Genomic DNA, 21,498 nt, shown 5'->3' on the forward strand with positions numbered 1-21,498 from the left:
GCAGACAATGTTTCGTAAAAGACAATGGAGTCGTTGATGACCAGCAGCAACCTGATTAAACAATTGCAAGAGCGGGGCCTCGTTGCCCAGGTGACGGATGAAGACGCGTTAGCAGAGAGACTGGCGCAAGGGCCAATTTCACTGTATTGCGGTTTCGACCCTACCGCAGACAGCTTGCATTTGGGCCATCTGGTTCCGTTGTTATGCCTTAAACGTTTCCAGTTGGCGGGGCATCGTCCGGTTGCCTTGGTGGGCGGCGCTACCGGTATGATTGGTGATCCAAGTTTCAAAGCCAGCGAACGTAAGCTGAATACCGAAGATACCGTCAACGAGTGGGTTGAAAAAATTCGCCGACAGGTTTCGCCATTCCTGGATTTTGATTGCGGTGAAAACAGCGCAATTGCGGCGAATAACTACGATTGGTTTGGTGGCATGAATGTGCTGACTTTCCTGCGTGACATTGGCAAGCACTTCTCTGTGAATCAGATGATTAATAAAGAAGCGGTGAAACAGCGCTTGAACCGTGATGACAGTGGTATTTCATTCACTGAGTTCTCGTACAACTTATTACAAGCATATGATTTTGCCTGCTTGAATAAAGCTTACGGTGTTGCACTGCAAATCGGTGGTTCAGACCAATGGGGCAATATCACCTCAGGTATCGATTTGACTCGCCGTCTTCACCAACAACAGGTTTACGGCCTGACGGTGCCATTGATAACTAAAGCAGATGGTACCAAGTTTGGTAAGACCGAAGGTGGCGCGGTGTGGCTTGATCCTAAGAAAACCAGCCCTTACAAATTCTATCAGTTCTGGATCAATACTGCAGATGCTGACGTATATCGCTTCCTAAAATTCTTTACTTTCATGAGCATGGAAGAGATCAATGCGTTGGAAGAAGAAGATAAAAATAGTGGCAAAGCACCGCGAGCGCAGTATGTGTTGGCAGAGAATGTGACCGGCATGGTGCATGGCGCGGAAGGCCTTGCAGCAGCGAAACGTATCACTGATAGCTTGTTCTCCGGCAATCTACACGACATGACTGAAGCTGACTTTGCTCAGTTGGCACAAGATGGTATGCCAACCATCGAATTGAACCGCGATGCTGATTTACAGCAAGCGCTGGTAAATGCCGAGTTGGTTCCTTCCCGTGGTCAGGCTCGTACCATGATTAACTCGAATGCGGTGGCCATCAATGGTGAGAAGCAATCAGACCCAGAATATGCTTTCACTGATGCTGACCGTCTATTTGGCCGTTACACATTATTGCGCCGTGGCAAAAAACATTATTGCCTGATTAGCTGGTTATAAGAATGAAATAAGATAAGGGGCAGAAATGTCCCTTATTTTTTTATAAGCGCCCTTAACTTTAGGCCGTACCAATGAAAAATATACTTTCGATTCAGTCACACGTTGTTTTTGGCCACGCAGGGAATAGTGCTGCTGAATTTCCTATGCGCCGGATGGGAGTTAACGTCTGGCCGTTGAATACTGTTCAGTTTTCAAATCATACCCAATATGGTCACTGGACCGGGTGTGTGATGCCAGCAAGTCATCTGACCGACATTGTGCAAGGCATTGCCGATATTGATCGGCTGAAAGATTGTGATGCGGTATTGAGTGGCTATATTGGCTCCCCCGAACAAGGGGACCATATTCTGGCCGCCGTGGCGCGGGTAAAACAGGCCAATCCAAATGCTTGGTATTTTTGTGATCCCGTGATGGGGCACCCCGAGAAAGGCTGCATCGTCGCCCCCGGTGTTGCCGAATTCTTCTGCAAAGAAGCGTTGCCAGCCAGCGATATTATTGCGCCTAATCTGCTTGAATTAGAGCAACTCAGTGGTGTGCGGGTCGAAAATGTTGATCAGGCGGTTAAGGTGGCACGTGAACTTTGTGCTAAAGGGCCGAAAATTGTTTTGGTTAAGCACCTCAGCCGCGCCGGTTATCATGCCGACTGTTTTGAGATGTTATTGGTAACGGCTGATGAAGCCTGGCATATCAGCCGCCCGCTGGTGGACTTTGGTGCGCGCCAACCCGTGGGTGTCGGCGATTTGACCAGTGGCTTACTGCTGGTCAATCTGTTGAAAGGCGAGCCTTTAGATAAAGCACTGGAGCATGTGACTGCCGCGGTATATGAAGTGATGCTGAAAACTCAGATGATGGGGGAGTATGAACTTCAGGTGGTTGCAGCACAGGATGCTATTGTTAGCCCATCCTGCCAATTCACTGCCAATCCTCTTAGTGTTTGATGTCGCTGGGGTCGAGTGAACTAAGCGTCAGCAAATTAGTTCAGTTCGCGCCTGCGATAACACCAAATCTAAGCTGCCATTTATATCAAGCGCCCTTTTAATAAGGGCGCTGTTATCATCTACAGTTTTATTTCTTTGGGTCTTCTGCCGCTAAAGCCGCTTTTACTGCAGGGCGTTCAGCTACATGAGCCATATATTGGTCTAAATGGCTGCGCTGTTTAATATCCAGTTTCAGTGCATTTGCCCAGCGGGTAACGGTAAATAGATAAGCATCAGCCACACTGAATTTTGTGCCCAGCAGATACTTATGCTGCGCTAATACGCTGTCTACATAACTGAATTGCTTATCCAGCCGTTCACGCGCGATAGCTTTATACTCGTCAGGCGTTTTAGGGTTAAACAGAGGGCTGAAACCTTTATGCAGTTCCGTCGCAATGAAGTTTAACCACTCGATGGCATGATAACGGGAAAGGGTGCCTGGAGGAGCTATCAGGTGGCGATCCGGCTTTTGATCTGCCAGATATTGCACGATAGCAACACCTTCAGTTAATAGGCTGCCATCATCGAGCAGTAGTGCGGGGACTTGTCCTTTTGGGTTGATGCTTAAATAGTCTTTACCCGTTTCAGTTACTTTGGTGGCCAGATCGACACTTTCAATACTAAAATCTAATCCTGCTTCACGTAATACGATATGTGGAGATAAAGAACAGGCGCCGGGTTTATAGAACAATTTCATCACAAACTCCTTGAGTTTCGCATTGAAAGGAAAACGCTTCCTTAATCCTAAGGCAGACGAGAGAAAAATGCAGCTAGTGGCGTAATATAATTGTGTGGAAAGCGAGAGTGGTATAGAAGCTAACGTGGTGTAAGAAATAAAGTATCAGGTTACGGCGGAGAATATTTCCCCGCCATAGGTTATCCATGACAGTTATTTTCTGTCAGTAGAAATCAGTTACCGTGGTGGGCGAGTGCTGATAGATGCAGACCAGCTAAAAGTGGTGGTGCTTGGTGCTGTTTTTTTGGTTTTTCTTTCGACGCGGGTTAATTTGGCGATTTGTTCTCTGGCGTTCATTATTTTTTCTATGGCTTCGTCTTTAACTTTGTTTTGTTCTGAATTGGTTAATGCTCTTCCTAAATTGATTCTGGCTTTATCAAGTTGTGTTTTGACGTCACGTTGCTCACTTTCGGTCATTTCTTTTAATGTCAGCTTTTTCATTTTTTTTGCCTTGTTTGCATCAGTCCTACACAGTGTACAACCTTATTCAGCGCGGGGATGTAAGAGATTGCGATCTGGGCGACATTAATCACGATAAAAGCCTGTTAGCCATTTCCAAATGAGGAAACGAACGCCGCTCTGCGGAATATCCGACAAAGCGGCGTTGTCGTGTCGAGAAGATGATGTGTATTAGAGCAATCGCGAGCCGTAGCCCCACAGCAAGACGGTTAGACCAAGGAGTAACTCTAATACCAACACACCGATGGCAAATGTGGAGCCAGAAAAGATAAAACCTTCCTGCCGGTCAATATTCAGGAAGGTTGGAATTCCTAGATACATCAAATAACCGGAATAGCATAGGGCGACGATACCAACGAATAGACACAGCCAGATGATGGGGTAGAGCGCCACTATACCGGCTAAAAATAGAGGGGTTGCAGCATAACCGGCGAATAAAGTACAACTTTGCCAACTGGGGCGGCTTTCATAGCGGCGAGCCATCCAGTAAATCACGCGCCCCATCAGGGCGACAGCAGCCAGAATTAGCACATAGAAAATAATGGCGGAATAGAGCGCGGTAAAGGGGGACAACTTGATGGTCTGTCCATCACCAAAATTCCAGCCTACCTGAGTGGTGCCGATAAAAGCACAAATCACCGGAATAGCCGCCATCAATAGAACATGATGAGCGTATAAGTGCTGAATACTTTCGCCCTCACGTTTGATCTGCTGCAATTCCTGACTGGGATGGGTCAGAAGCCCCCAAACATGGTTGATCATACGTCACCTCCTTGCCCGCCATCGACCGCAGATAACAGACAAATATCATCCTCATGGATTTGCAGGATGGGGTTGAACACCACACGGCCTAAGATCAGTATAGTTTGTTTTTTGTTCACCCATAATGTGATGGTGTTCACGTTGAATTCAGGCGCAGTGGTATCACTGATGTAAATGCATAAGATAACTTATCAGCTTTGATGCAGATTTTAATCACGGGAGCAGCACATGGGGATTCAGGGAAATGATAGTCGGATCGACAATATAGAATTTGCCGTCAGTGATATTGCCCGGTCGAAAGATTTTTATGGCGGGGTCTTCAATTGGAAATTTACCGATTACGGGCCAAGATATTGTGAATTTACAGATGGTCGACTGACAGGGGGCTTGACCACGCTGAGTGAAGTTCAACCTAATGGTGGGCCGCTAATTATTCTGTATGCCGATAATTTGGAACAGACACAACAACGTCTGGAAGAGGCCGGGGCGACGATAGTGCTGCCCATTTTCGCTTTCCCGGGTGGGCGACGTTTCCACTTTACTGATCCAGATGGTTATCAGTTGGCGGTATGGTCAGATAACTAGTCAATCAAAGAGTATTCTAAAAAGAAAAACCGCCAATAAATGGCGGTTTTTTTATGTCAGACAGTCGTCATATGCTCGTTATGCCGCAGTGGCAGGTGTAGCTTTTTTGCTGTCGCTTGGTGCTAATGTCATGCGGTACAGTTTTGGTGCAGTCAGCATCATCAGTACGGCGATGATGGCGGTGACAATACCAATTTGCATAAACACATGGCTGTAGATAGCCAGTGATGCATGAGCGTCAGTGATATCACTTGGTACCGCAGTTAATGCCGCGACTTTACCTGCGATCAGGGCTGCAGCCGCAGTGGTCAGGAACCATGACCCCATGATGAAGCCCATTAAACGCTGAGGAACCAACTGTGCGACCATCGCCAGACCCAGACCTGAAATCATCAACTCGCCAATACTTTGTAATGCGTAGCTCAAAATCAGCCAGTTAACGGAGACAATACCGTGTTCGTTGGCGAAGCTGGCACCCCATGGTAAGACCAAGAATGCTGCAGAGCAGAGCACCATGCCGAAAGCAAACTTATGCGGCATCGGTAGGCGGTCGCCCATTTTGTTATAGATTGCAGCCAAAATCGGGCTGGCAACCATGATCCAGAATGGGTTCAGTGCCTGATATTGTTCTGGTTCAAAGGCAATGCCAAAGATTGAATGTTCCACGTTGTGGATAGCAAAGAAGTTCAGTGAAGTTGGCATCTGGCTGTACAGCACAAAGAATACCACCGCTTCTAACATCAACAGGAAGGCTACAATCATTCTGCGGCGCGCAGTCCCATGCAGAGAGAACGTTTCTTTGGCAAAGATAAAGATAATACCTAGAGAAACCAGCGCCAGCGCCCAACGTGCAACGATTTGGTTATGCAACAACCAGCTAGACAGGGTAACCAGCGCGACAACACCGACCAGAACCATCAGCAATTTCTTAAACTGTAATGGTGCAAAGTCAGGTTTAGAACCTTGGTTTTTCACCCATTTACGGCAGAACCAGAAGTTCACCAAGGTAATCAGCATCCCAACAACGCTCAGAGAGAACGCGACACTCCAGCCATATTTTGCGGCTAACCATGGTGTTGCCAGCATAGAGAAGAACGAACCGATATTGACGGACATATAGTACATAGTGAATGCACCGTCCAAACGCGGATCATCTTTGTTATAGCAGGTTGAGAGCAGGGAGGATGGGTTCGCTTTGAACAAACCATTACCAACTGCAATGGTCGCCATACCCAGATAAACCCAGAAAATGTCATGGCCTGAATAGGCTATCATGGCATAACCGACAGCCAGAGTGAGTGCACCAAGCACGATGACGCGTTTCGCACCGAGAACTTTATCACCTAACCAGCCGCCGATGGCAACAAAGCCATACACCAAGGCGCTGAAAGAAGAGAATAAGGTGATGGAATCGGCTTCGCTCATCCCGAGCATTTTTACCAGATAAACGGCCATGATCCCTTGTAGGCCGTAGTAACCAAAGCGCTCCCAAAGCTCTATCGAGAAGATCAGGTAAAACGCTTTCGGTTGTTTGAAAGCATTCATACTGATGCTTTCAGGTTGCTCACTGTTTGGTGGTTGTTGACTGTTGTTTGCTGTTGACACGGGGACCTCTGTTTTCACTACCTGTCATAAATGACAGGAAATACAAAAGTGAATGCCATAACGGCATCCTTTTGCGTTGTTATAAGATGTTTAGCGGCGGTTAATGTTCACTATCTTTGTCAACGAGACAAGGGTTTTGTAATGTTCTGTTACATATATCTTAGTCATCAGAATATAACCATGTTGCAAATGTTATGCAGTATTAACGTTTATGTTTTAGCGATTTGGCGAATTTTTGTTTTGATTAAAAGCTGAACTGATTTTATTTAGTGATATATTCTGCTATTTCGTTAATTTACGGTTCATATGGTTACCTGTATGTGAATAACCAAACCAATATTGTGCTTATATGGAAAACTCTGAAACTATCCAAAATTAGGTTGAATGTTAACCAGTAGCAAATCTGTATTGAATAGCAAACTGAGACTCGGCTCAAAGAGTTGTGTAAATTTTTCGGCGAAAAAAGCCAATAAGGTAAAAACATGTGGCGCAAGTGCGGTGATATACTGCCTGCCATGATGAAAAACTGAGTATCTGTATGGATATCAAACAACTTATCTATCTGTGCAATCTAGAGCGCGAACGGCATTTTGGCCGTGCGGCTGAGGCCAGTTTTGTCAGCCAACCCACATTGTCAATGCGTTTGAAAAATCTGGAACGCGAGTTGGGGGTTGCATTGATCAATCGCGGTAATAACTTTGAAGGATTTACTGCTGAAGGTGAGCGAGTTTTGGCTTGGGCAAGAGAGATTGTTTCTGTCTATCAAGGATTAAAGCTGGAAGTTGAGTCACTTAAAAATGGGCTGAATGGTACGCTGCGTATTGGCGTCGTACCACAATGCAGCATTTCACTAGCTCGGTTGCTGAAAAATGCCAGTGAACGCTACCCCCATCTGGACTTTCGGGTTGCCGTATTAAGTGCAGATCAATTACTGGAGGCCCTGACGGGTCACTCAGTTGATGTGGGCATTGGTTTTTTTGAACTTAACACGCTCAATGAATTACATTTTCAGGCGCAACCATTAGTTGATAGAGGGATTGATGTCGTTTTTCATCCCGACCATTTCCCTGAATTGATCGGAACTGAACCGCTGACATTAGCGCAAACGGCAGCATTACCGCTCTGCCTGACGGAACCAAGTCGATACTTCCGCCGTTATCTGGACAACCATTTTCGCGACGCTGATTTGCCGTTGCACGTTAGGATGGAAAGCACCTCTATTTTTCAGTTGCTGCAAGGCATTTTTGTCGGATTAGGCTGTGGTTTATTCCCTCAAGGGAGTTTGCTGGACGCGATGTCTCCTGCGCTACAGCGGCGGCCAGTCGATATCCCTAAAATGAACCGACATGCTGCGGTAGTGGTGGCTGAACCAGGGCGGGTGACACCACTGGCCCAGCATTTCTTTGATGTGGCCAAAGAGTGGCTGTCCACCCACGAAGTTTAATGGCCGAGTTGATGGTCGGTAAGCCTTTAATCGACGTGGCCGAGTGTTTGCCTCAGGCGGTTAGCCCATCCTGCCGCCGCCGTGTTGAAGAGGAGACTAAGCACTTGATTATAATTGATACCAAGTGTCAATAACGGGCTAAGATGCTGATAGCTAAAGCGCTCCGGTGCGCGGGTCAATTCGGCAGCAACCGAAATCAGTGAGTGGGTAACTGTCCCTGATGATTGTGCAGCCAGCGCGCCATCAACATCCACCTGCAGCGCGGCTAATAACGGTGCATTTCCGGCAATTTGTTGCAGTTTCTGCTGATGTTGGGCCTGACAGTACCGACTGCCATTGATACGGGCACTGACCAATGAGACCCACTCCAGCCCACCAGTGAGAGCAGCATCGGATAGCTCTCGCTGTGAGTGATATAGCTGGAGGGCCATCTCGCGATAGGCAGGCAAACTTTGCTGATGATATGCTAACAATTGTTCCAGCGTCAGTTCCGCATCATCAAGCTCTTCTTCTGTTAAGGTCGTATTTTCTTCCCATCCGGGTAACCAGCCTTGCCATATGGCGTTCGCGTTGGGTAACTGAACGGCTATGGCGTCGTCCATTCGCGGGAAGCCGGGTAACATGACGGTCGGATAACCCGCCAGTGCAGAAACTCCCGCCACGACTCGTGCCTGATAGCCTATAAAGCCAATTATCTGCGATAAAACAATAATATCGGTGTGCGTTAAACCTACATCGGCCAACTGTTGCAGCGCATGTTGATCGATCAGTGTCGGCTGACTGGCAAGCTGGCGGGCATATTGGGTGATTTGTGTTAGCCGCATATTACTTTCCCGTGATGCATCCGGGCTAGGGAGTGGGGTAAGGCGCTCAGCATAGTGGCTACATAATCGCTGAACCCCCGTAACTTGTGCGACAGTTAATGCGCTACTCAAGCGGTCATAGAGTGAAAAGGTACTGTTATGGTCTGGTTCAACAATCGTTGGAAAAAGCGCGTGATACATGGCCTCTGAAGCCAATAATATAGGGGTATGGTGCGTGAATGCGTCATCAAATGTGTCTGGCATACCGGCTACACACCCAAGTAGAAAAATACCCTTTTCGGGGACGTTTTCAGCCGGTAGCGAATAGTCGAGGTTACTACTATTCACTGCTCCACTTGCGTCAGCAATTTGTGCTGCAACGATCTCCAGACTGCCGCTGCGCTGAGTCTCATGATACCAATGGGCATTATCGTGGCGTCTAAATTGCACCATAGTGACCTCCGTTAAGGGCAGCAACACATCAAAGTGAAAGGTAACGATGAGTTAATTACCGTAGCCTGATAGGCCAGATGCGAATGATTGATTAACGCGGTATCAAATGAGGAGCAATACAAAGTGCGAGGTATCAACATCGGCAAGATATCCTGTCGTTTTATGGAATGAACACAGTGGATATCATTGCTGATTGGCATGGCGAGATAAAATAATGTTAAACCATAATCCATAACCAAAAGTAATAACATATTATTATATATAACAAAAATGTTGTTACGTTAGCGAATAATTGATTATAGAAATTGGCGTGACAGAGAAGATCCGCGATGGGCAACTCGCGGATGAGAAAGAGATATTTTGTGCAGTAGATTAGCTCGGTATCAACGGCTATTCTGGTTTTTTCAGGTTTAATTCATTCATTGCTGCAATACTGAAACCGCCATCTACATGCAGGATTTCGCCCGTAATACCGGCGGCTAAATCAGAACACAAAAATGCAGCGGGGTTACCAACATCCTCAATAGTGACGGTGCGACGGATCGGCGTCACGGCTTCGCAATGTGCCAGCATCTTGCGGAAACTATCAATGCCTGAAGCTGCCAGTGTGCGAATTGGCCCGGCAGAGATGCCGTTGACACGGATACCTTCCGGGCCGAGAGCATTCGCCATATAACGCACGTTGGCTTCCAAAGACGCTTTTGCTAAACCCATTACGTTATAGTTTGGAATGGCGCGTTCAGCACCCAAATAGGTCAGAGTCAGCAGGGCAGAATTCGGATTAAGCATAGTTCGACAGGCTTTCGCCATAGCAACAAAACTGTAGGAGCTAATGTCATGCGCAATACCAAAACCTTCGCGGGTGACGGCATCAACATAATCGCCTTTTAACTGGTCAGCCGGCGCAAAACCGATGGAGTGTACGAAGCCATCAAATTTCGGCCAAGATTGGCCTAAATCAGTAAATAATTGCGCGATACTTTCATCTTGTGCGACGTCACAGGGGAAGATCAGTTTAGAGCCTAAGGCCGCAGCAAATTCTTCAACACGGCCTTTTAATTTGTCATTTTGGTATGTGAAGGCCAGTTCGGCCCCCTCACGATGCATGGCTTGCGCGATACCATAGGCAATGGACAATTTGCTGGCGACACCTGTTATCAAAATGCGTTTGCCGGTAAGAAAACCCATATTAATTATCCTTTTATGTCAGTTATCCAGACGAGTCATGGTTTCTGTCTCTGGTCGAGATTTTTCAACATGCGATATGTGTCAACACAGTAGCGATAGCATTAAAAGTTACCCGTGTCCCGGCGCCAAGCATCTGCGGTTAATGCTTCGCCAAAATGGCTGGAAATCAATCGCTTGGTGAGGTCGTGCAGTGGGGCGGCCAACACTTCTGCGGTACTGCCACGCTCCACCACTTCTCCTTCATGCATCACAATCACCTGGTCACTGATATGTTTCATCATCCCCAGATGCTGAGTCACATAAATGTAAGAGATGCCGTGCTTTTCCTGTAGCTCTAACATCAGATTAATAATCTGTGAGCGCATGGACATATCCAGTGATGCTAGCGCTTCATCAGCAACGATGACTTTAGGTTGCAGTATTAATGCTCGCGCCAGTGCAATACGCTGTTTCTGCCCGGAGGCTAACATATGTGGGTAGTAATTTGCGTGATCGGGTAACAACCCCACTTGCCGTAATGTCTGGTAGATGCGTTGCTCGCGTGCTGCGGCATCTAAATCGGTATTCAGCTTTAGTGGGGCATCCAGCAATTGGCCGATACGTTGGCGCGGATTCAGTGAGGTGCTGGGATCTTGGAAAATCATGCGAATGCGCTGGCTACGATAAGCGTAGTCGCCGTAGACCAGACGGTGGTCATCAATTAATAATTCGCCTTGAGTGGGTTCAATCATGCCAGACAGCATTTTGGCTAAAGTGGATTTACCTGAACCGTTTTCGCCAATCACGGCCAGTGTTTGCCCCTCACGCAGAGTAAAGCTGACCGATTTAACGGCTTCAACATGTTGACGACGGAATAACCCCGTACGATAGCGGAAGGTTTTGCTCAGGTTACGGACTTCGAGCAGGGTCTCAGCCATTATTGCTCCTCCAAGTTTAAGGGGAAGTGGCAGGCAAAGGCATGATTTTTAACCGATCGTAAGCGTGGTGTTTCAATACAGGTTTTCTGTGCATAAGGGCAGCGAGGCCCCAGACGGCAGCCGACCGGCAAATGTTCCAGTGATGGAATCGCCCCCGGTAAAGTATTCAGCCGGCTTTTATGGGGTAAAGAACGGCCAAAATCGGGCATCGCGCGGATCAGCGCTTGAGTATAGGGGTGGTGTGGGGAGGCCAGCAGCTCCTCGCAAACGGCACTTTCTACAGTTTGGCCACAATACAGCACATTGACCCGTGTCGCCCATTTACTCATCATCTGCAAATCATGGCTGATCAGCAAAATAGTGGTGTTGTTGTTTTGGTTCAGTCGGGCCAGCAGGCGGAAAATTTGCGCCTGAGTGGTCGGTTCCATTGCATTGGTCGGTTCATCAGCGATCAGTAGTCGTGGCTGGTTTGCCAAGGCGATCGCTATCATCACTTTCTGGCATTCCCCTTCAGTCAGTTCATAAGGGTAGCTGCGCATAATATCTTTGTGGTCTTTGATACCCACACGGTGTAACAACTCAATAGCTCGACGTTGACGCCAATGAAATCGTTGCCACCAGCGGCCTTTGTAAGTCCAGCCGGGAATAGCTTGCAACAGTTGCCGACCAATACTCTCAGAAGGGTCCAGACAAGATTGCGGCTCCTGAAATATCATTGAGATATTATGGCCGATCACTTTACGCCGCTCGCGTGGCGTTAATTGCAGCAGATCAATGTCATCAAAGCGAAAACGGTCAGCTGTGATGCGCCAGTTATCTTTGCTGACCCCACAAATGGCCTTGGCAATCAAACTTTTACCCGATCCGGATTCACCCACTAAACCACGAACTTCCCCCTCCGTCAGCGTAATGCTAATACGGTCAACCGCTTTTACCATTCCCTCGGAGGTCATAAATTCGATGGTGAGGTTACGAATATCAAGTAATGGCATTATTCCACCCCCGCATTGATTGCTCGGCGCATCCCATCACCCAATAGATTTACCAGTAGCACACTGACCAAAATAGCCCCACCGGGGAGCATGACTGTCCACGGCGCAACATAGACTAAATCCAGTGAATCACCCAACATTGCTCCCCATTCGGGAGAGGGTAATTGCGCCCCAAGATCAAGAAAGCCTAAAGCAGCGATATCCAAAATGGCCATTGATAATGCACGGGTAAATTCTGTCACGAGTACGGCGGCGATATTAGGGAAAATGGCATAGGCCAAAATATGAGGTGTGGAAGCACCGTCCAAACGAGCAGCAATCACATACTCTTTATCTAACTCATCATGCACTGCGCTATAAATAGTTCGAACCATTCGGGGCAGCAGCGCCAGCCACACGGCAAACATAGCATGCTCTAAACTTGGCCCGACAAAGGCCACGACGATGATGGCGAGCAACAATGAGGGAATGGAGAGCAATGTATCGAGTACGTGATTAAGAATGGCTGAACGAAAACCATGAGTGATACCGGCAAAAACACCGAGCACTACACCACACAGTGCGGCTGCAAGAGTGACCAACAGCGCGGAGCCATACGTTGATGCCGTTCCTGCCAATAAACGGCTTAAAATATCTCGACCTAAATCATCAGTGCCGAGGAAGAAAGAGACATTGCCATAACGCGACCAAGAGGGCGGGAGCAATTGATAACCCAAAAATTGTTGGTCGAGAGCATAAGGCGCTAATGTGCTACCCAGTACACACAGCAATAGTAAGCCGAGGACGCCGTAAAAACCCACCATCGCCAGGCCATCAGAATAGAAAAGCCGCCAAGTATAGAGCAACGGGCTGGGCATTTTCTTCTCGCGGTAGACATTATCGAAGGGCATACCATTCCTTATGCTTTAACGGCGTCATCATTGCGCCCAGAATATCTGACAGTACGTTAATGACGATGACCAACGAACCGACCACCATCACACCCGCTGAGATTGCGGCGTAATCTTGCTGACGAATGGCATTAATCAGCCAGCGGCCCAACCCCGGCCAGTTAAAGACCACTTCGGTTATCATCGCCAGCGTCAGCATGGTTGAAAACTGTAGCCCTAATTTAGGAATAATAGGTGGCAGCGCATTATGCAGCACATGGCGACGAATAATAGTAAACCGTGATAAGCCACGGGTGGCCGCGGCTTTAATATAGTTTTGCCCGATAACATCATCGGTGCTGGTGCGCATCAAGCGGATAACTTCAGTTGTGGGGGCGACGGCCAGCGCAGTGATAGGCAAAATCATATGCTGAAGTGCGCTTATCATCATCTCTTTACGATAAGGTGAGGGTGATAACCATGCGTCAACCAACGCCAGCCCAGTGACAGGTTTCACCTGATATAACAGATCAAAACGGCCCGAGACGGGCAACCAGCCTAAATGCAACGAAAAGAACAACATCAGCAACAGAGCTAGCCAAAATACCGGGATTGAGAAGCCGAGCAATGCAATGGAGCTGATCGCGATATCGGCAAATTTACCGCGCATCACACCAGCAATAATCCCTAATGGGATACCAACAAATAGCGCCAGCGTAAAGGCTAAAACACACAGTTCCATGGTGGCAGGAAAAGCTTCGCGCAATTGCTCGCTGATCGGTTGGCCATTAATGCTGGAAACGCCAAAGTCCCACTGAAATAGGCTACTGAAATAAAAACGGTAGGCATCCAACAGTGCAGCACCATTTAGCGGTGCGTGAGGGGTAAAGTAGCTCAGGCTAAAACTGACCAGTGATAGCATAAACAAGGTTATCACCAGCAGTAATAAGCGCCGTAAGGTGAAGATGATCATGGCTTTTTGCCCTCATCGCTCTCGCGGAACACGCCAGCAAAAGAAGAATTGCCAAACGGGCTTAATACCAAACCTTTAATATCATAGCGGTAAGCCTGTAGCCGTAAGGATGATGCCAGTGGTAGCAGAGGTAATTGCTGCTCCAGAATGCGTTGAGCTTGCTGATAATATTCAATACGTGCCGATAATTGCTGGGAACGTAATGCTTTTTGCAGCAACTCATCAAATTCTGGATCACACCAGTGAGCATAGTTTGTTTGCGAACGAATTGCTGCACAGCTTAATAATGGTCGGAAGAAACTGTCGGGATCGTTACTGTCGGTTGACCAGCCAGAGAGCGTCAGATCGTGATTCATTTCCATCAGACGTGCTTCCTGGAAGCGTCCTTCGACGGGCACAATATTTACGGTAATCCCAACTTGCGCTAAATCCGCTTGTATTAACTCCGCCGTTTTTAACGGGCTGGGGTTATAGGATTGCGATGCTGTAGGCACCCATAAGTTGAGTTGTAGCTTAGTAATCCCCAACTCTTTGAGTATCTCTTTGGCTTTTTCCGGATTATATTCAGTGACTTGAGCTTGGTTGTCGTAAGCCCATGATGCTCTTGGCAAAATAGAGGCTGCGGTCTCCGCCGTGCCATAATAAATTGATTGCATCAATCGCTGATTATTAATAGATAAAGCAATAGCCTGCCGTACTCGCGGATTATTTAGCGGAGGTTTGCGGGTATTGAACGCCAGATAGGCCACGTTCATGCCTGGGCGCAGTGTCAGCCGTAAGCGTGGATCATCACGTAAAATAGATAACTGGCTGGCTGCCGGATAAGCCAATACATCGCACTCGCCGGTCAGTAATTTAGATAGACGGCCAGTACCGCCAGCCCCCAGATCAATCACCACCTGAGGCATGCGTGGCAAGCCTTTCCAATAATCGCTATTTCTAAACAGGCGGATATATTGCCCAGAACGGTATTCGTTCAACAAGAACGGGCCGGTGCCAACAGGTTCACGGTCAATTTGTTCTTGGCGACCCTTTTGAGTTAAAACGTCAGCATACTCGGCAGAAAGTACCGGTGCATAATGTGTCGCCAGATGCCAAAGGAAGGAAGCGTCAGGAGCTTTTAGTTTAAATTCAACGGTATAGTCATCCAGTTTTTTGACGCTCTGGACCGCATCAGCAAATTGTAAACTATCAAAATAGGGATACTCCCCGCCGTTGACATCATGGTAAGGGTGATGTGAGTCAAATACCCGCTGGAAACTGAATACCACATCATCGGCATTCATCATCCGGGTGGGTTTGAACCAGTCAGTGGTCTGGAATGGGACATCTTTACGTAAATGAAAACGGTAAGTGGCACCGTTATCCAGCACTTGCCAACTTTCCGCTAATTCAGGGATGAGCCGATAAGTATAAGGGTCGACATCCAACAAACGGTCATAAAGTTGGGCGGCCAGTGTGTCGATGGTTAATCCGCTGCTCGCCATCTGCGGGTTAAAGGTATTAAGTATCCCGCTGACACAATAGACAAAACCGCGCTGACGGATATCCGGCAGTGGTTGGGTAGGTTCGGCGGCTGGGGCAGGTTGTGCCAGCGCCGGAGTCGCAAGACAAGCCAGCGACAGCATCCAAATCAGTAAAGCACGCATAAACGCTTTCGCAGTAAGTAAGCAATACTCTTAGTGTACCGTAATCTGGCACGCCCCCCAATCCATTGAGCAAAACAACTCTTTATTGCGCAGAACATCAGCGCACTTTGCTGGTTATTGCAGCAACTCACTGGAGTAACCAGTAAATTATTGTTTATTCACTAAGAAATGATGGCGCAATTAGCCGCATGAGGGGATCTCGGCCAGAAATGCACATAATTCCAACAGAGTTAGTATGGAAATGAGAAAAATTCTCAACAAAGTGTTTGCAACTGCTATTGATAACCATTATCATCACTTTGCTCTTCAGGACAAAGCCAGTTGTTTCAGGCTTTTGACAGAAAAGCACGACATTGCTCACATTGCTTCCAGTGTTTTTTTAAGCCAGCTCGGGTGCTGGCTTTTTTTTTGCCTGCAACTATGTCCCTTCATATAATCCATTAAGGTTGCTCTCTATCCCCCGTCAGCATGGCATGCTTTTTTAGCATGCCGCGTAATTGATGGTAGGTTAGCCCCAGCAAATCCGCCGCCTTACGTTGATTAAATCGTGCCTGTTCAAGGGCATGCTTTAGCATCTGTTGTTCACTGTGATGTAACCATTGTTTAAGGTTGAGAGGGAGTGCGGGCAGGGTTGATAATGGTGCCGCTGCCATATCGACATTGTGGTTTTCGGCCATCGCGGTTTTCGTAGTCAGCCGGGGGGCAAAAGGATTAATAATAATATTATCCAGCGGCTGATTGCTGTCCCCATGGCGATAGACTGAACGTTCGACCACATTTTTAAGTTCACGTACATTGCCGGGCCATGGGTATTCCAATAGCTGCGATTTCGCCAGTGGTGTAAAACCGGGGAAAAGTGGCAAACCTAGCTCCCGGCACATCTGAATGGCAAAGTGTTCCGCCAGCAACATGATGTCTTGCTGTCGCTCACGTAAAGGGGGCAACTGCACCACATCAAAGGCGAGGCGGTCAAGTAAATCGGCGCGGAATTTTCCGGCAGCAGCTAAAGCGGGTAAATTGTCATTGGTCGCACACACAAGTCGAACATCGACTTGCAGTGGTTGACTGCCACCGACACGTTCTAAATGACCATACTCAATGACGCGCAGTAACTTTTCCTGCACTAACATGGGCGCAGTGGCCAATTCATCTAAAAACAGCGTGCCGCCGTCGGCTCGTTCAAAACGGCCCAGATGGCGCTTTTGTGCCCCGGTGAAAGCACCCGCTTCATGACCAAACAGTTCAGAATCGAGTAAATTTTCATTCAGTGCGGCGCAGTTAAGTGAAATGAACGGCCCCTGCCAACGGTCAGATAAGTAGTGCAAACGGTGAGCAATCAGCTCTTTACCGGTTCCCCGCTCACCAATCACCAATACGGGCTTATTCAGTTTTGCCAGCCCAGAAACTTGCTCCAGCACTTCAACAAACGAGTTTGCTTCACCTAACAGGTTTTCTACTTGCTCATTCATGATGAGATTCGCCAATAGTTGGTTAAAGTAATCACTCTACATTTTATCTCAAAACAAGCAAAAATATTTTTTTGTTATTTTTCAGTGCATTAAGTTTTATGAAAAGTTGGCACGACTCTTGATTATAGTTATCCCAAGAATGTGATGTGTTATTCCACAAAGCTATCGGAATGGATATAACCAGACGCCGGTATATCAAAGAGCCAATAAGTTAAAAGAGGATGTAAATTATGGGTATTTTTTCTCGTTTCGCCGATATCGTGAACGCCAACATCAATACATTACTGGATAAAGCTGAAGATCCGCAGAAATTGGTGCGGCTGATGATTCAGGAAATGGAAGATACGCTGGTTGAGATCCGCTCAACATCAGCCCGTGCGTTGGCAGAGAAAAAGCAGCTGCTACGCCGCATTGAAAACAGCGAAAGCTTGCAGCAAGAATGGCAGGATAAAGCCGAGCTGGCTCTGCGCAAAGATAAAGAAGACTTAGCTCGTGCGGCACTGATTGAAAAACAGAAGGTCGCGGACCTGATTAAAGTGCTGACGGGTGAAATGGCTGCTGTAGAAGAGACCCTAGAGCGCATGAAGCAGGAAATCACGGAGTTAGAAAGTAAACTGACTGAAACGCGCGCGAGACAGCAAGCATTGACCTTGCGTCATCAGGCCGCTGCATCATCCCGTGATGTCCGCCGTCAGCTTGATAGTGGCAAGTTAGATGAGGCCATGGCACGTTTTGAGCAGTTTGAACGCCGCATTGACCACATGGAAGCAGAAGCTGAAACTGTGGGTGTTGGTAAACAAAAGTCGTTAGACAGTCAATTTGCCGAACTGAAAGCTGATGATGAAATTAGCAAGCAACTGGCTGCGCTGAAAGCGAAAATGAATTCAGCTGAGTAAGTTTTTATAATGCTATCGGGCCGCCAGGAAAAGGCGGCCTGCAATGATAAAAATGCGGAAACCCGCTATCAAGATGATTAAGGGGAATGAATGAGTATCCTGTTTCTTGCCATACCGCTGACGATTTTTGTGTTGTTTGTTGCACCGATTTGGTTATGGCTGCATTACAGCAATCGCCAGCAAAGTGGTGCTCAACTTAGCCATCAGGATATGCAGCGCTTATCACAGTTAACGGATGATGCCCGCCGGATGCGTGAACGTATCCAGACATTGGAAGAAATTCTTGATGCGCAGCACCCTGATTGGAGGCAGTCATAATGGGCGATATTTTTAAAAATAATGTGTTGAGTAGCAAAAAACTGTACCGAGTGCCTGAAGAGGGCATGATCAAAGGGGTCTGTGCAGGTCTGGCACACTATTTTGATATTCCGGTGCGATTGATCCGTGTGATGGTGGTGCTATCACTCTTTTTTGGCCTGTTCGTGTTTACCATTGTGGCCTATATCGTACTGACTTTTATGCTGGAACCGGCTCCCGCAGCCAGTTTCAGCGAACATCATGAAGCAACACCAAGGCAGTTACTGGATCAACTTGAATATGAATTGGGGGCGGGAGAGCAGCGTTTGCGCCAAGTTGAACGCTATGTGACCTCCGAGACATTTGGTGTACGGAGTCGCTTTCGTCAGTTGTAATGTAATCCAATGAGTTAGCCTGCCGGAGAGTATCAATATGAACAATCATTCTGCTCGCACCCGTGCAGGTGTAGTATTAACGACAATAGTTAAGATTATTTTTACTGTTGCATTAACCTATGGCCCCGCCGGTGCCGCAGGTCTGATAGTAAAAAATGTCAGCCGCAAACCCCTGCGCTGGTTGCTGTTGATGATGCTGGAACCCATGCTAAAACGGGCAATGGGGGCAGCCGCGGGTCAATTTGCCAAGGAGAAGCATGAAACGACTGCAAAATGAGATTACTTCATTGGTTAACCGCGGGATGGATCGCCACCTGCGGTTAGCGGTAACCGGCCTGAGCCGTAGCGGGAAAACCGCATTTATTACATCTTTAGTGAATCAATTGCTTCATGTCCACAGTGGTGCTCGTTTGCCGCTGTTTTCTGCTGTGCGCGAAGAGCGGTTACTGGGTGTTAAGCGCGTGCCGCAACGTGATCTGGGTATTCAGCGTTTTACTTACGATGAAGGTTTAGCCTCGCTCTATGGGACGCCACCCAATTGGCCAACACCGACGCGGGGGGTTAGCGAAATTCGCTTAGCTTTGCGGTTTCGTTCCGGTGATTCGCTTTTGCGCCATTTCAAGGAAACATCGACACTGTATCTAGAAATTGTCGATTACCCGGGTGAATGGTTGTTAGATTTACCTATGTTGGAGCAGGACTATTTAAGTTGGTCGCGCCAGATGGCGGGGTTGCTACAAGGGGACCGTGCTCAGTGGGCCGAACCTTGGCTGACACTGTGCAAACAGTGTGATCCATTAGCGCCAGCTGATGAGAATCAGCTAGCTGCCATTGCTCAGGCTTATACCGATTATCTGATTCGTTGCAAAAATGAAGGACTGCATTTTATTCAGCCGGGGCGTTTTGTGTTGCCCGGAGATATGGCAGGCGCGCCGGCTTTACAGTTTTTCCCGTGGCCTGATGTTAATGATTTGGGGGAGTCACGGCTGGCACAGGCGGATAAACACTCGAATATAGGGATGTTACGCGCGCGCTTTAACTATTATTGCAACTCAGTAGTGAAAGGCTTCTATAAAGAGCATTTTGTCCGTTTTGATCGGCAAATAGTGTTGGTAGATTGTCTGCAACCGCTAAACAGTGGGCCGCAAGCATTTAACGATATGCGTTTGGCGTTGACACAATTGATGCAGAGTTTCCATTACGGAAAGCGCACATTGTTCCGCCGCTTATTCTCCCCCTGTATTGATAAGCTGATGTTTGCCGCCACCAAAGCGGATCACGTGACAGCGGATCAGCATGCCAATTTGGTTTCCTTATTACAGCAATTGGTACAGGAAGCGTGGCAAAATGCGGCGTTTGAAGGTATTAGCATGGATTGTGTTGGGCTGGCCTCAGTACAAGCTACGGAAAGTGGCATTGTTGAAAGTCATGGGCAGAAAATACCCGCATTGCGAGGGCATCGCTTGAGTGATGGGGCGCCATTGACGGTCTTCCCCGGTGATGTACCCGCTCGCTTGCCGGGAGCGGCTTTTTGGCAGCAGCAAGGATTCCATTTTGATGAATTCCGTCCACAGGCCGTCAATGTGGACAGCCCATTGCCACATATTCGCCTCGATGCGGTGATGGAATTCTTATTGGGAGATAAATTGCGATGAGCGAGCCTTTAAAACCACGGATCGATTTTGAACAACCTCTGCAACCGCTGGATGAACCGGTATTAAAAGCTGCACAGGATTTCAGCCAACAAGCGGCCGAGAACTTCTATCCTGCAGCTCCAGAACTGGATGCTGAAAATGAAGAAGGTCGGGTCGAGGGGTTAGTGAACGCAGCGCTGAAACCGAAACGCAGCTTGTGGCGTAAAATGGTGACCGCAGGCGTGGCACTTTTTGGTGTCAGTGTGCTCGCGCAATCAGTGCAATGGGTTAATCAGGCCTGGCAGCAACAAGATTGGATTGCATTAGGTGCAACGACCGCTGGTGGATTGATCGTGCTGGCGGGGGTAGGTTCGGTCGTGACGGAGTGGCGGCGTTTATACCGCTTGCGGCAACGGGCTGAAGAGCGAGACATCGCACGGGAACTGTTAGTTAGCCACGGCATTGGACAGGGACGCGCGTTTTGTGAAAAATTAGCGCGTCAGGCGGGGCTGGATCAAGGGCACCCGGCGTTACAGCGCTGGCAAGCCTCGCTACATGAAACCCATAATGATCGGGAAGTTGTTGAACTCTATGCCAAGCTGGTGCAACCATCATTGGATAATCAAGCTAGGGCAGAAATAAGCCGTTATGCGGCAGAATCCGCATTAATGATAGCGGTCAGCCCATTGGCACTGGTAGATATGGCTTTTATCGCTTGGCGGAATATTCGCCTGATTAATCGTATTGCTGCTTTGTATGGTATTGAGCTGGGATATTTTAGCCGTATTCGTTTGTTCCGTTTGGTGCTGCTGAACATTGCCTTTGCCGGGGCCTCAGAATTGGTTCGGGAAGTGGGCATGGATTGGCTATCACAAGATTTGGCTGCGCGGTTATCCGCTCGTGCTGCACAAGGTATTGGTGCTGGCTTACTGACGGCGCGGTTAGGTATTAAAACGATGGAGTTATGCCGCCCGTTACCGTGGTTGGGTGATGACAAACCGAAATTAGGTGATTTTCGTCGGCAGTTAATCAGCCAGTTAAAGAATACGTTGCCAAAGAAAGATAAGCTCAATCAGTCGTGAGG

At 47.9% G+C, this 21,498-nt stretch carries 22 protein-coding genes; 10 read left to right on the top strand and 12 right to left on the bottom strand.

What is annotated here, in order from left to right; all coding sequences use genetic code 11:
* Window positions 1–36 precede the first annotated feature (36 nt).
* On the top strand, window positions 37–1,311 hold the full coding sequence (tyrS, locus tag HUZ92_RS07520) for a tyrosine--tRNA ligase (RefSeq protein WP_128451691.1): 1,275 nt from the start codon (window positions 37–39) through the stop codon (window positions 1,309–1,311).
* A gap of 71 nt (window positions 1,312–1,382) precedes the next feature.
* Entirely contained in the window at window positions 1,383–2,249 is an 867-nt protein-coding gene (gene pdxY, locus HUZ92_RS07525) for a pyridoxal kinase PdxY (protein ID WP_050097601.1), read from the top strand.
* Between the two features lie 127 nt (window positions 2,250–2,376).
* On the opposite strand, the gene gstA is transcribed toward pdxY, so the two are convergent.
* The 3 genes from gstA to HUZ92_RS07540 form a co-directional block, all read right to left on the bottom strand.
* The gene (gene gstA / locus HUZ92_RS07530) at window positions 2,377–2,985 is read right to left on the bottom strand and encodes a glutathione transferase GstA (protein ID WP_050097602.1); all 609 of its coding nucleotides are present in this window, start codon (window positions 2,983–2,985) and stop codon (window positions 2,377–2,379) included.
* Window positions 2,986–3,201: 216 nt separating this feature from the next.
* On the bottom strand, window positions 3,202–3,465 hold the full coding sequence (locus HUZ92_RS07535) for a YjbD family protein (protein ID WP_004706625.1): 264 nt from the start codon (window positions 3,463–3,465) through the stop codon (window positions 3,202–3,204).
* 189 nt (window positions 3,466–3,654) lie between these two features.
* Window positions 3,655–4,245 (bottom strand): Yip1 family protein, encoded by a 591-nt coding sequence (locus HUZ92_RS07540; RefSeq protein ID WP_072087773.1) that lies wholly within the window; start codon window positions 4,243–4,245, stop codon window positions 3,655–3,657.
* Window positions 4,246–4,473: 228 nt separating this feature from the next.
* Here HUZ92_RS07540 and HUZ92_RS07545 point away from each other — a divergent pair, with 228 nt between their 5' ends.
* Window positions 4,474–4,830 carry a VOC family protein gene (locus HUZ92_RS07545; protein WP_050097603.1) on the top strand — a complete coding sequence of 119 codons (357 nt, stop codon included), beginning with the start codon at window positions 4,474–4,476 and terminating at the stop codon, window positions 4,828–4,830.
* Between the two features lie 78 nt (window positions 4,831–4,908).
* On the opposite strand, the gene dtpA is transcribed toward HUZ92_RS07545, so the two are convergent.
* Window positions 4,909–6,435, bottom strand: coding sequence for a dipeptide/tripeptide permease DtpA (gene dtpA / locus HUZ92_RS07550; RefSeq protein ID WP_050097604.1), 1,527 nt, complete (start codon window positions 6,433–6,435; stop codon window positions 4,909–4,911).
* Window positions 6,436–6,973: 538 nt separating this feature from the next.
* Here dtpA and HUZ92_RS07555 point away from each other — a divergent pair.
* The gene (locus HUZ92_RS07555) at window positions 6,974–7,879 is read left to right on the top strand and encodes a LysR family transcriptional regulator (protein WP_050097605.1); all 906 of its coding nucleotides are present in this window, start codon (window positions 6,974–6,976) and stop codon (window positions 7,877–7,879) included.
* 26 nt (window positions 7,880–7,905) lie between these two features.
* On the opposite strand, the gene HUZ92_RS07560 is transcribed toward HUZ92_RS07555, so the two are convergent.
* The 8 genes from HUZ92_RS07560 to pspF all read right to left on the bottom strand — a co-directional run bounded on the left by HUZ92_RS07560 (window position 7,906) and on the right by pspF (window position 17,192).
* On the bottom strand, window positions 7,906–9,135 hold the full coding sequence (locus HUZ92_RS07560) for a CMD domain-containing protein (protein WP_128451689.1): 1,230 nt from the start codon (window positions 9,133–9,135) through the stop codon (window positions 7,906–7,908).
* Between the two features lie 390 nt (window positions 9,136–9,525).
* On the bottom strand, window positions 9,526–10,323 hold the full coding sequence (fabI, locus tag HUZ92_RS07565; protein ID WP_145525146.1) for an enoyl-ACP reductase FabI: 798 nt from the start codon (window positions 10,321–10,323) through the stop codon (window positions 9,526–9,528).
* Between the two features lie 101 nt (window positions 10,324–10,424).
* On the bottom strand, window positions 10,425–11,240 hold the full coding sequence (sapF, locus tag HUZ92_RS07570; RefSeq protein WP_050097608.1) for a putrescine export ABC transporter ATP-binding protein SapF: 816 nt from the start codon (window positions 11,238–11,240) through the stop codon (window positions 10,425–10,427).
* Window positions 11,240–12,232, bottom strand: coding sequence for a putrescine export ABC transporter ATP-binding protein SapD (sapD, locus tag HUZ92_RS07575; RefSeq protein ID WP_050097609.1), 993 nt, complete (start codon window positions 12,230–12,232; stop codon window positions 11,240–11,242). Before sapD ends, sapF begins: the two co-directional genes overlap by 1 nt.
* On the bottom strand, window positions 12,232–13,122 hold the full coding sequence (gene sapC, locus HUZ92_RS07580) for a putrescine export ABC transporter permease SapC (protein ID WP_050097610.1): 891 nt from the start codon (window positions 13,120–13,122) through the stop codon (window positions 12,232–12,234). Before sapC ends, sapD begins: the two co-directional genes overlap by 1 nt.
* Window positions 13,109–14,074, bottom strand: coding sequence for a putrescine export ABC transporter permease SapB (gene sapB / locus HUZ92_RS07585; protein WP_050139570.1), 966 nt, complete (start codon window positions 14,072–14,074; stop codon window positions 13,109–13,111). Before sapB ends, sapC begins: the two co-directional genes overlap by 14 nt.
* The gene (gene sapA, locus HUZ92_RS07590) at window positions 14,071–15,723 is read right to left on the bottom strand and encodes an ABC transporter substrate-binding protein SapA (RefSeq protein WP_050097612.1); all 1,653 of its coding nucleotides are present in this window, start codon (window positions 15,721–15,723) and stop codon (window positions 14,071–14,073) included. The genes sapB and sapA overlap by 4 nt, the downstream gene beginning before the upstream one ends.
* Window positions 15,724–16,163: 440 nt before the next feature.
* Window positions 16,164–17,192 carry a phage shock protein operon transcriptional activator gene (gene pspF, locus HUZ92_RS07595; RefSeq protein WP_050097613.1) on the bottom strand — a complete coding sequence of 343 codons (1,029 nt, stop codon included), beginning with the start codon at window positions 17,190–17,192 and terminating at the stop codon, window positions 16,164–16,166.
* A gap of 230 nt (window positions 17,193–17,422) precedes the next feature.
* Here pspF and pspA point away from each other — a divergent pair, with 230 nt between their 5' ends.
* From pspA to HUZ92_RS07625, 6 genes are all read left to right on the top strand, one after another.
* Window positions 17,423–18,088, top strand: coding sequence for a phage shock protein PspA (gene pspA, locus HUZ92_RS07600; RefSeq protein ID WP_050097614.1), 666 nt, complete (start codon window positions 17,423–17,425; stop codon window positions 18,086–18,088).
* A 90-nt stretch (window positions 18,089–18,178) separates the two neighbouring features.
* The gene (gene pspB, locus HUZ92_RS07605; RefSeq protein ID WP_032910193.1) at window positions 18,179–18,406 is read left to right on the top strand and encodes an envelope stress response membrane protein PspB; all 228 of its coding nucleotides are present in this window, start codon (window positions 18,179–18,181) and stop codon (window positions 18,404–18,406) included.
* Window positions 18,406–18,780: an envelope stress response membrane protein PspC gene (gene pspC / locus HUZ92_RS07610; protein ID WP_050097615.1), complete on the top strand. Its 375-nt coding sequence runs from the start codon at window positions 18,406–18,408 to the stop codon at window positions 18,778–18,780. Before pspB ends, pspC begins: the two co-directional genes overlap by 1 nt.
* Window positions 18,781–18,817: 37 nt before the next feature.
* A complete protein-coding gene (pspD, locus tag HUZ92_RS07615; protein ID WP_050097616.1) occupies window positions 18,818–19,057 on the top strand; it encodes a phage shock protein PspD in 240 nt (79 codons plus the stop codon).
* Window positions 19,038–20,435, top strand: coding sequence for a YcjX family GTP-binding protein (locus HUZ92_RS07620; RefSeq protein WP_050097617.1), 1,398 nt, complete (start codon window positions 19,038–19,040; stop codon window positions 20,433–20,435). Before pspD ends, HUZ92_RS07620 begins: the two co-directional genes overlap by 20 nt.
* On the top strand, window positions 20,432–21,496 hold the full coding sequence (locus tag HUZ92_RS07625; RefSeq protein ID WP_145579944.1) for a YcjF family protein: 1,065 nt from the start codon (window positions 20,432–20,434) through the stop codon (window positions 21,494–21,496). Before HUZ92_RS07620 ends, HUZ92_RS07625 begins: the two co-directional genes overlap by 4 nt.
* Window positions 21,497–21,498: the final 2 nt, after the last annotated feature.

Origin of the sequence: Yersinia vastinensis (assembly GCF_902726565.1) — a bacterium.
GTDB classification, from domain to species: Bacteria; Pseudomonadota; Gammaproteobacteria; order Enterobacterales; family Enterobacteriaceae; genus Yersinia; species Yersinia vastinensis.

What these genes read in the sequence shown, in the direction of transcription:
- sapF (WP_050097608.1), bottom strand. Translation starts at nt 11,240, where the DNA reads ATGGCTGAGACCCTGCTCGAAGTCCGTAACCTGAGCAAAACCTTCCGC.
- gstA (WP_050097602.1), bottom strand. Translation starts at nt 2,985, where the DNA reads ATGAAATTGTTCTATAAACCCGGCGCCTGTTCTTTATCTCCACATATC.
- sapA (WP_050097612.1), bottom strand. Translation starts at nt 15,723, where the DNA reads ATGCGTGCTTTACTGATTTGGATGCTGTCGCTGGCTTGTCTTGCGACT.
- HUZ92_RS07625 (WP_145579944.1), top strand. Translation starts at nt 20,432, where the DNA reads ATGAGCGAGCCTTTAAAACCACGGATCGATTTTGAACAACCTCTGCAA.
- pspD (WP_050097616.1), top strand. Translation starts at nt 18,818, where the DNA reads ATGAACAATCATTCTGCTCGCACCCGTGCAGGTGTAGTATTAACGACA.
- pspB (WP_032910193.1), top strand. Translation starts at nt 18,179, where the DNA reads ATGAGTATCCTGTTTCTTGCCATACCGCTGACGATTTTTGTGTTGTTT.
- pspF (WP_050097613.1), bottom strand. Translation starts at nt 17,192, where the DNA reads ATGAATGAGCAAGTAGAAAACCTGTTAGGTGAAGCAAACTCGTTTGTT.
- fabI (WP_145525146.1), bottom strand. Translation starts at nt 10,323, where the DNA reads ATGGGTTTTCTTACCGGCAAACGCATTTTGATAACAGGTGTCGCCAGC.
- HUZ92_RS07540 (WP_072087773.1), bottom strand. Translation starts at nt 4,245, where the DNA reads ATGATCAACCATGTTTGGGGGCTTCTGACCCATCCCAGTCAGGAATTG.
- HUZ92_RS07560 (WP_128451689.1), bottom strand. Translation starts at nt 9,135, where the DNA reads ATGGTGCAATTTAGACGCCACGATAATGCCCATTGGTATCATGAGACT.
- pdxY (WP_050097601.1), top strand. Translation starts at nt 1,383, where the DNA reads ATGAAAAATATACTTTCGATTCAGTCACACGTTGTTTTTGGCCACGCA.
- sapD (WP_050097609.1), bottom strand. Translation starts at nt 12,232, where the DNA reads ATGCCATTACTTGATATTCGTAACCTCACCATCGAATTTATGACCTCC.
- pspC (WP_050097615.1), top strand. Translation starts at nt 18,406, where the DNA reads ATGGGCGATATTTTTAAAAATAATGTGTTGAGTAGCAAAAAACTGTAC.
- HUZ92_RS07555 (WP_050097605.1), top strand. Translation starts at nt 6,974, where the DNA reads ATGGATATCAAACAACTTATCTATCTGTGCAATCTAGAGCGCGAACGG.
- sapB (WP_050139570.1), bottom strand. Translation starts at nt 14,074, where the DNA reads ATGATCATCTTCACCTTACGGCGCTTATTACTGCTGGTGATAACCTTG.
- tyrS (WP_128451691.1), top strand. Translation starts at nt 37, where the DNA reads ATGACCAGCAGCAACCTGATTAAACAATTGCAAGAGCGGGGCCTCGTT.
- HUZ92_RS07620 (WP_050097617.1), top strand. Translation starts at nt 19,038, where the DNA reads ATGAAACGACTGCAAAATGAGATTACTTCATTGGTTAACCGCGGGATG.
- HUZ92_RS07535 (WP_004706625.1), bottom strand. Translation starts at nt 3,465, where the DNA reads ATGAAAAAGCTGACATTAAAAGAAATGACCGAAAGTGAGCAACGTGAC.
- pspA (WP_050097614.1), top strand. Translation starts at nt 17,423, where the DNA reads ATGGGTATTTTTTCTCGTTTCGCCGATATCGTGAACGCCAACATCAAT.
- sapC (WP_050097610.1), bottom strand. Translation starts at nt 13,122, where the DNA reads ATGCCCTTCGATAATGTCTACCGCGAGAAGAAAATGCCCAGCCCGTTG.
- HUZ92_RS07545 (WP_050097603.1), top strand. Translation starts at nt 4,474, where the DNA reads ATGGGGATTCAGGGAAATGATAGTCGGATCGACAATATAGAATTTGCC.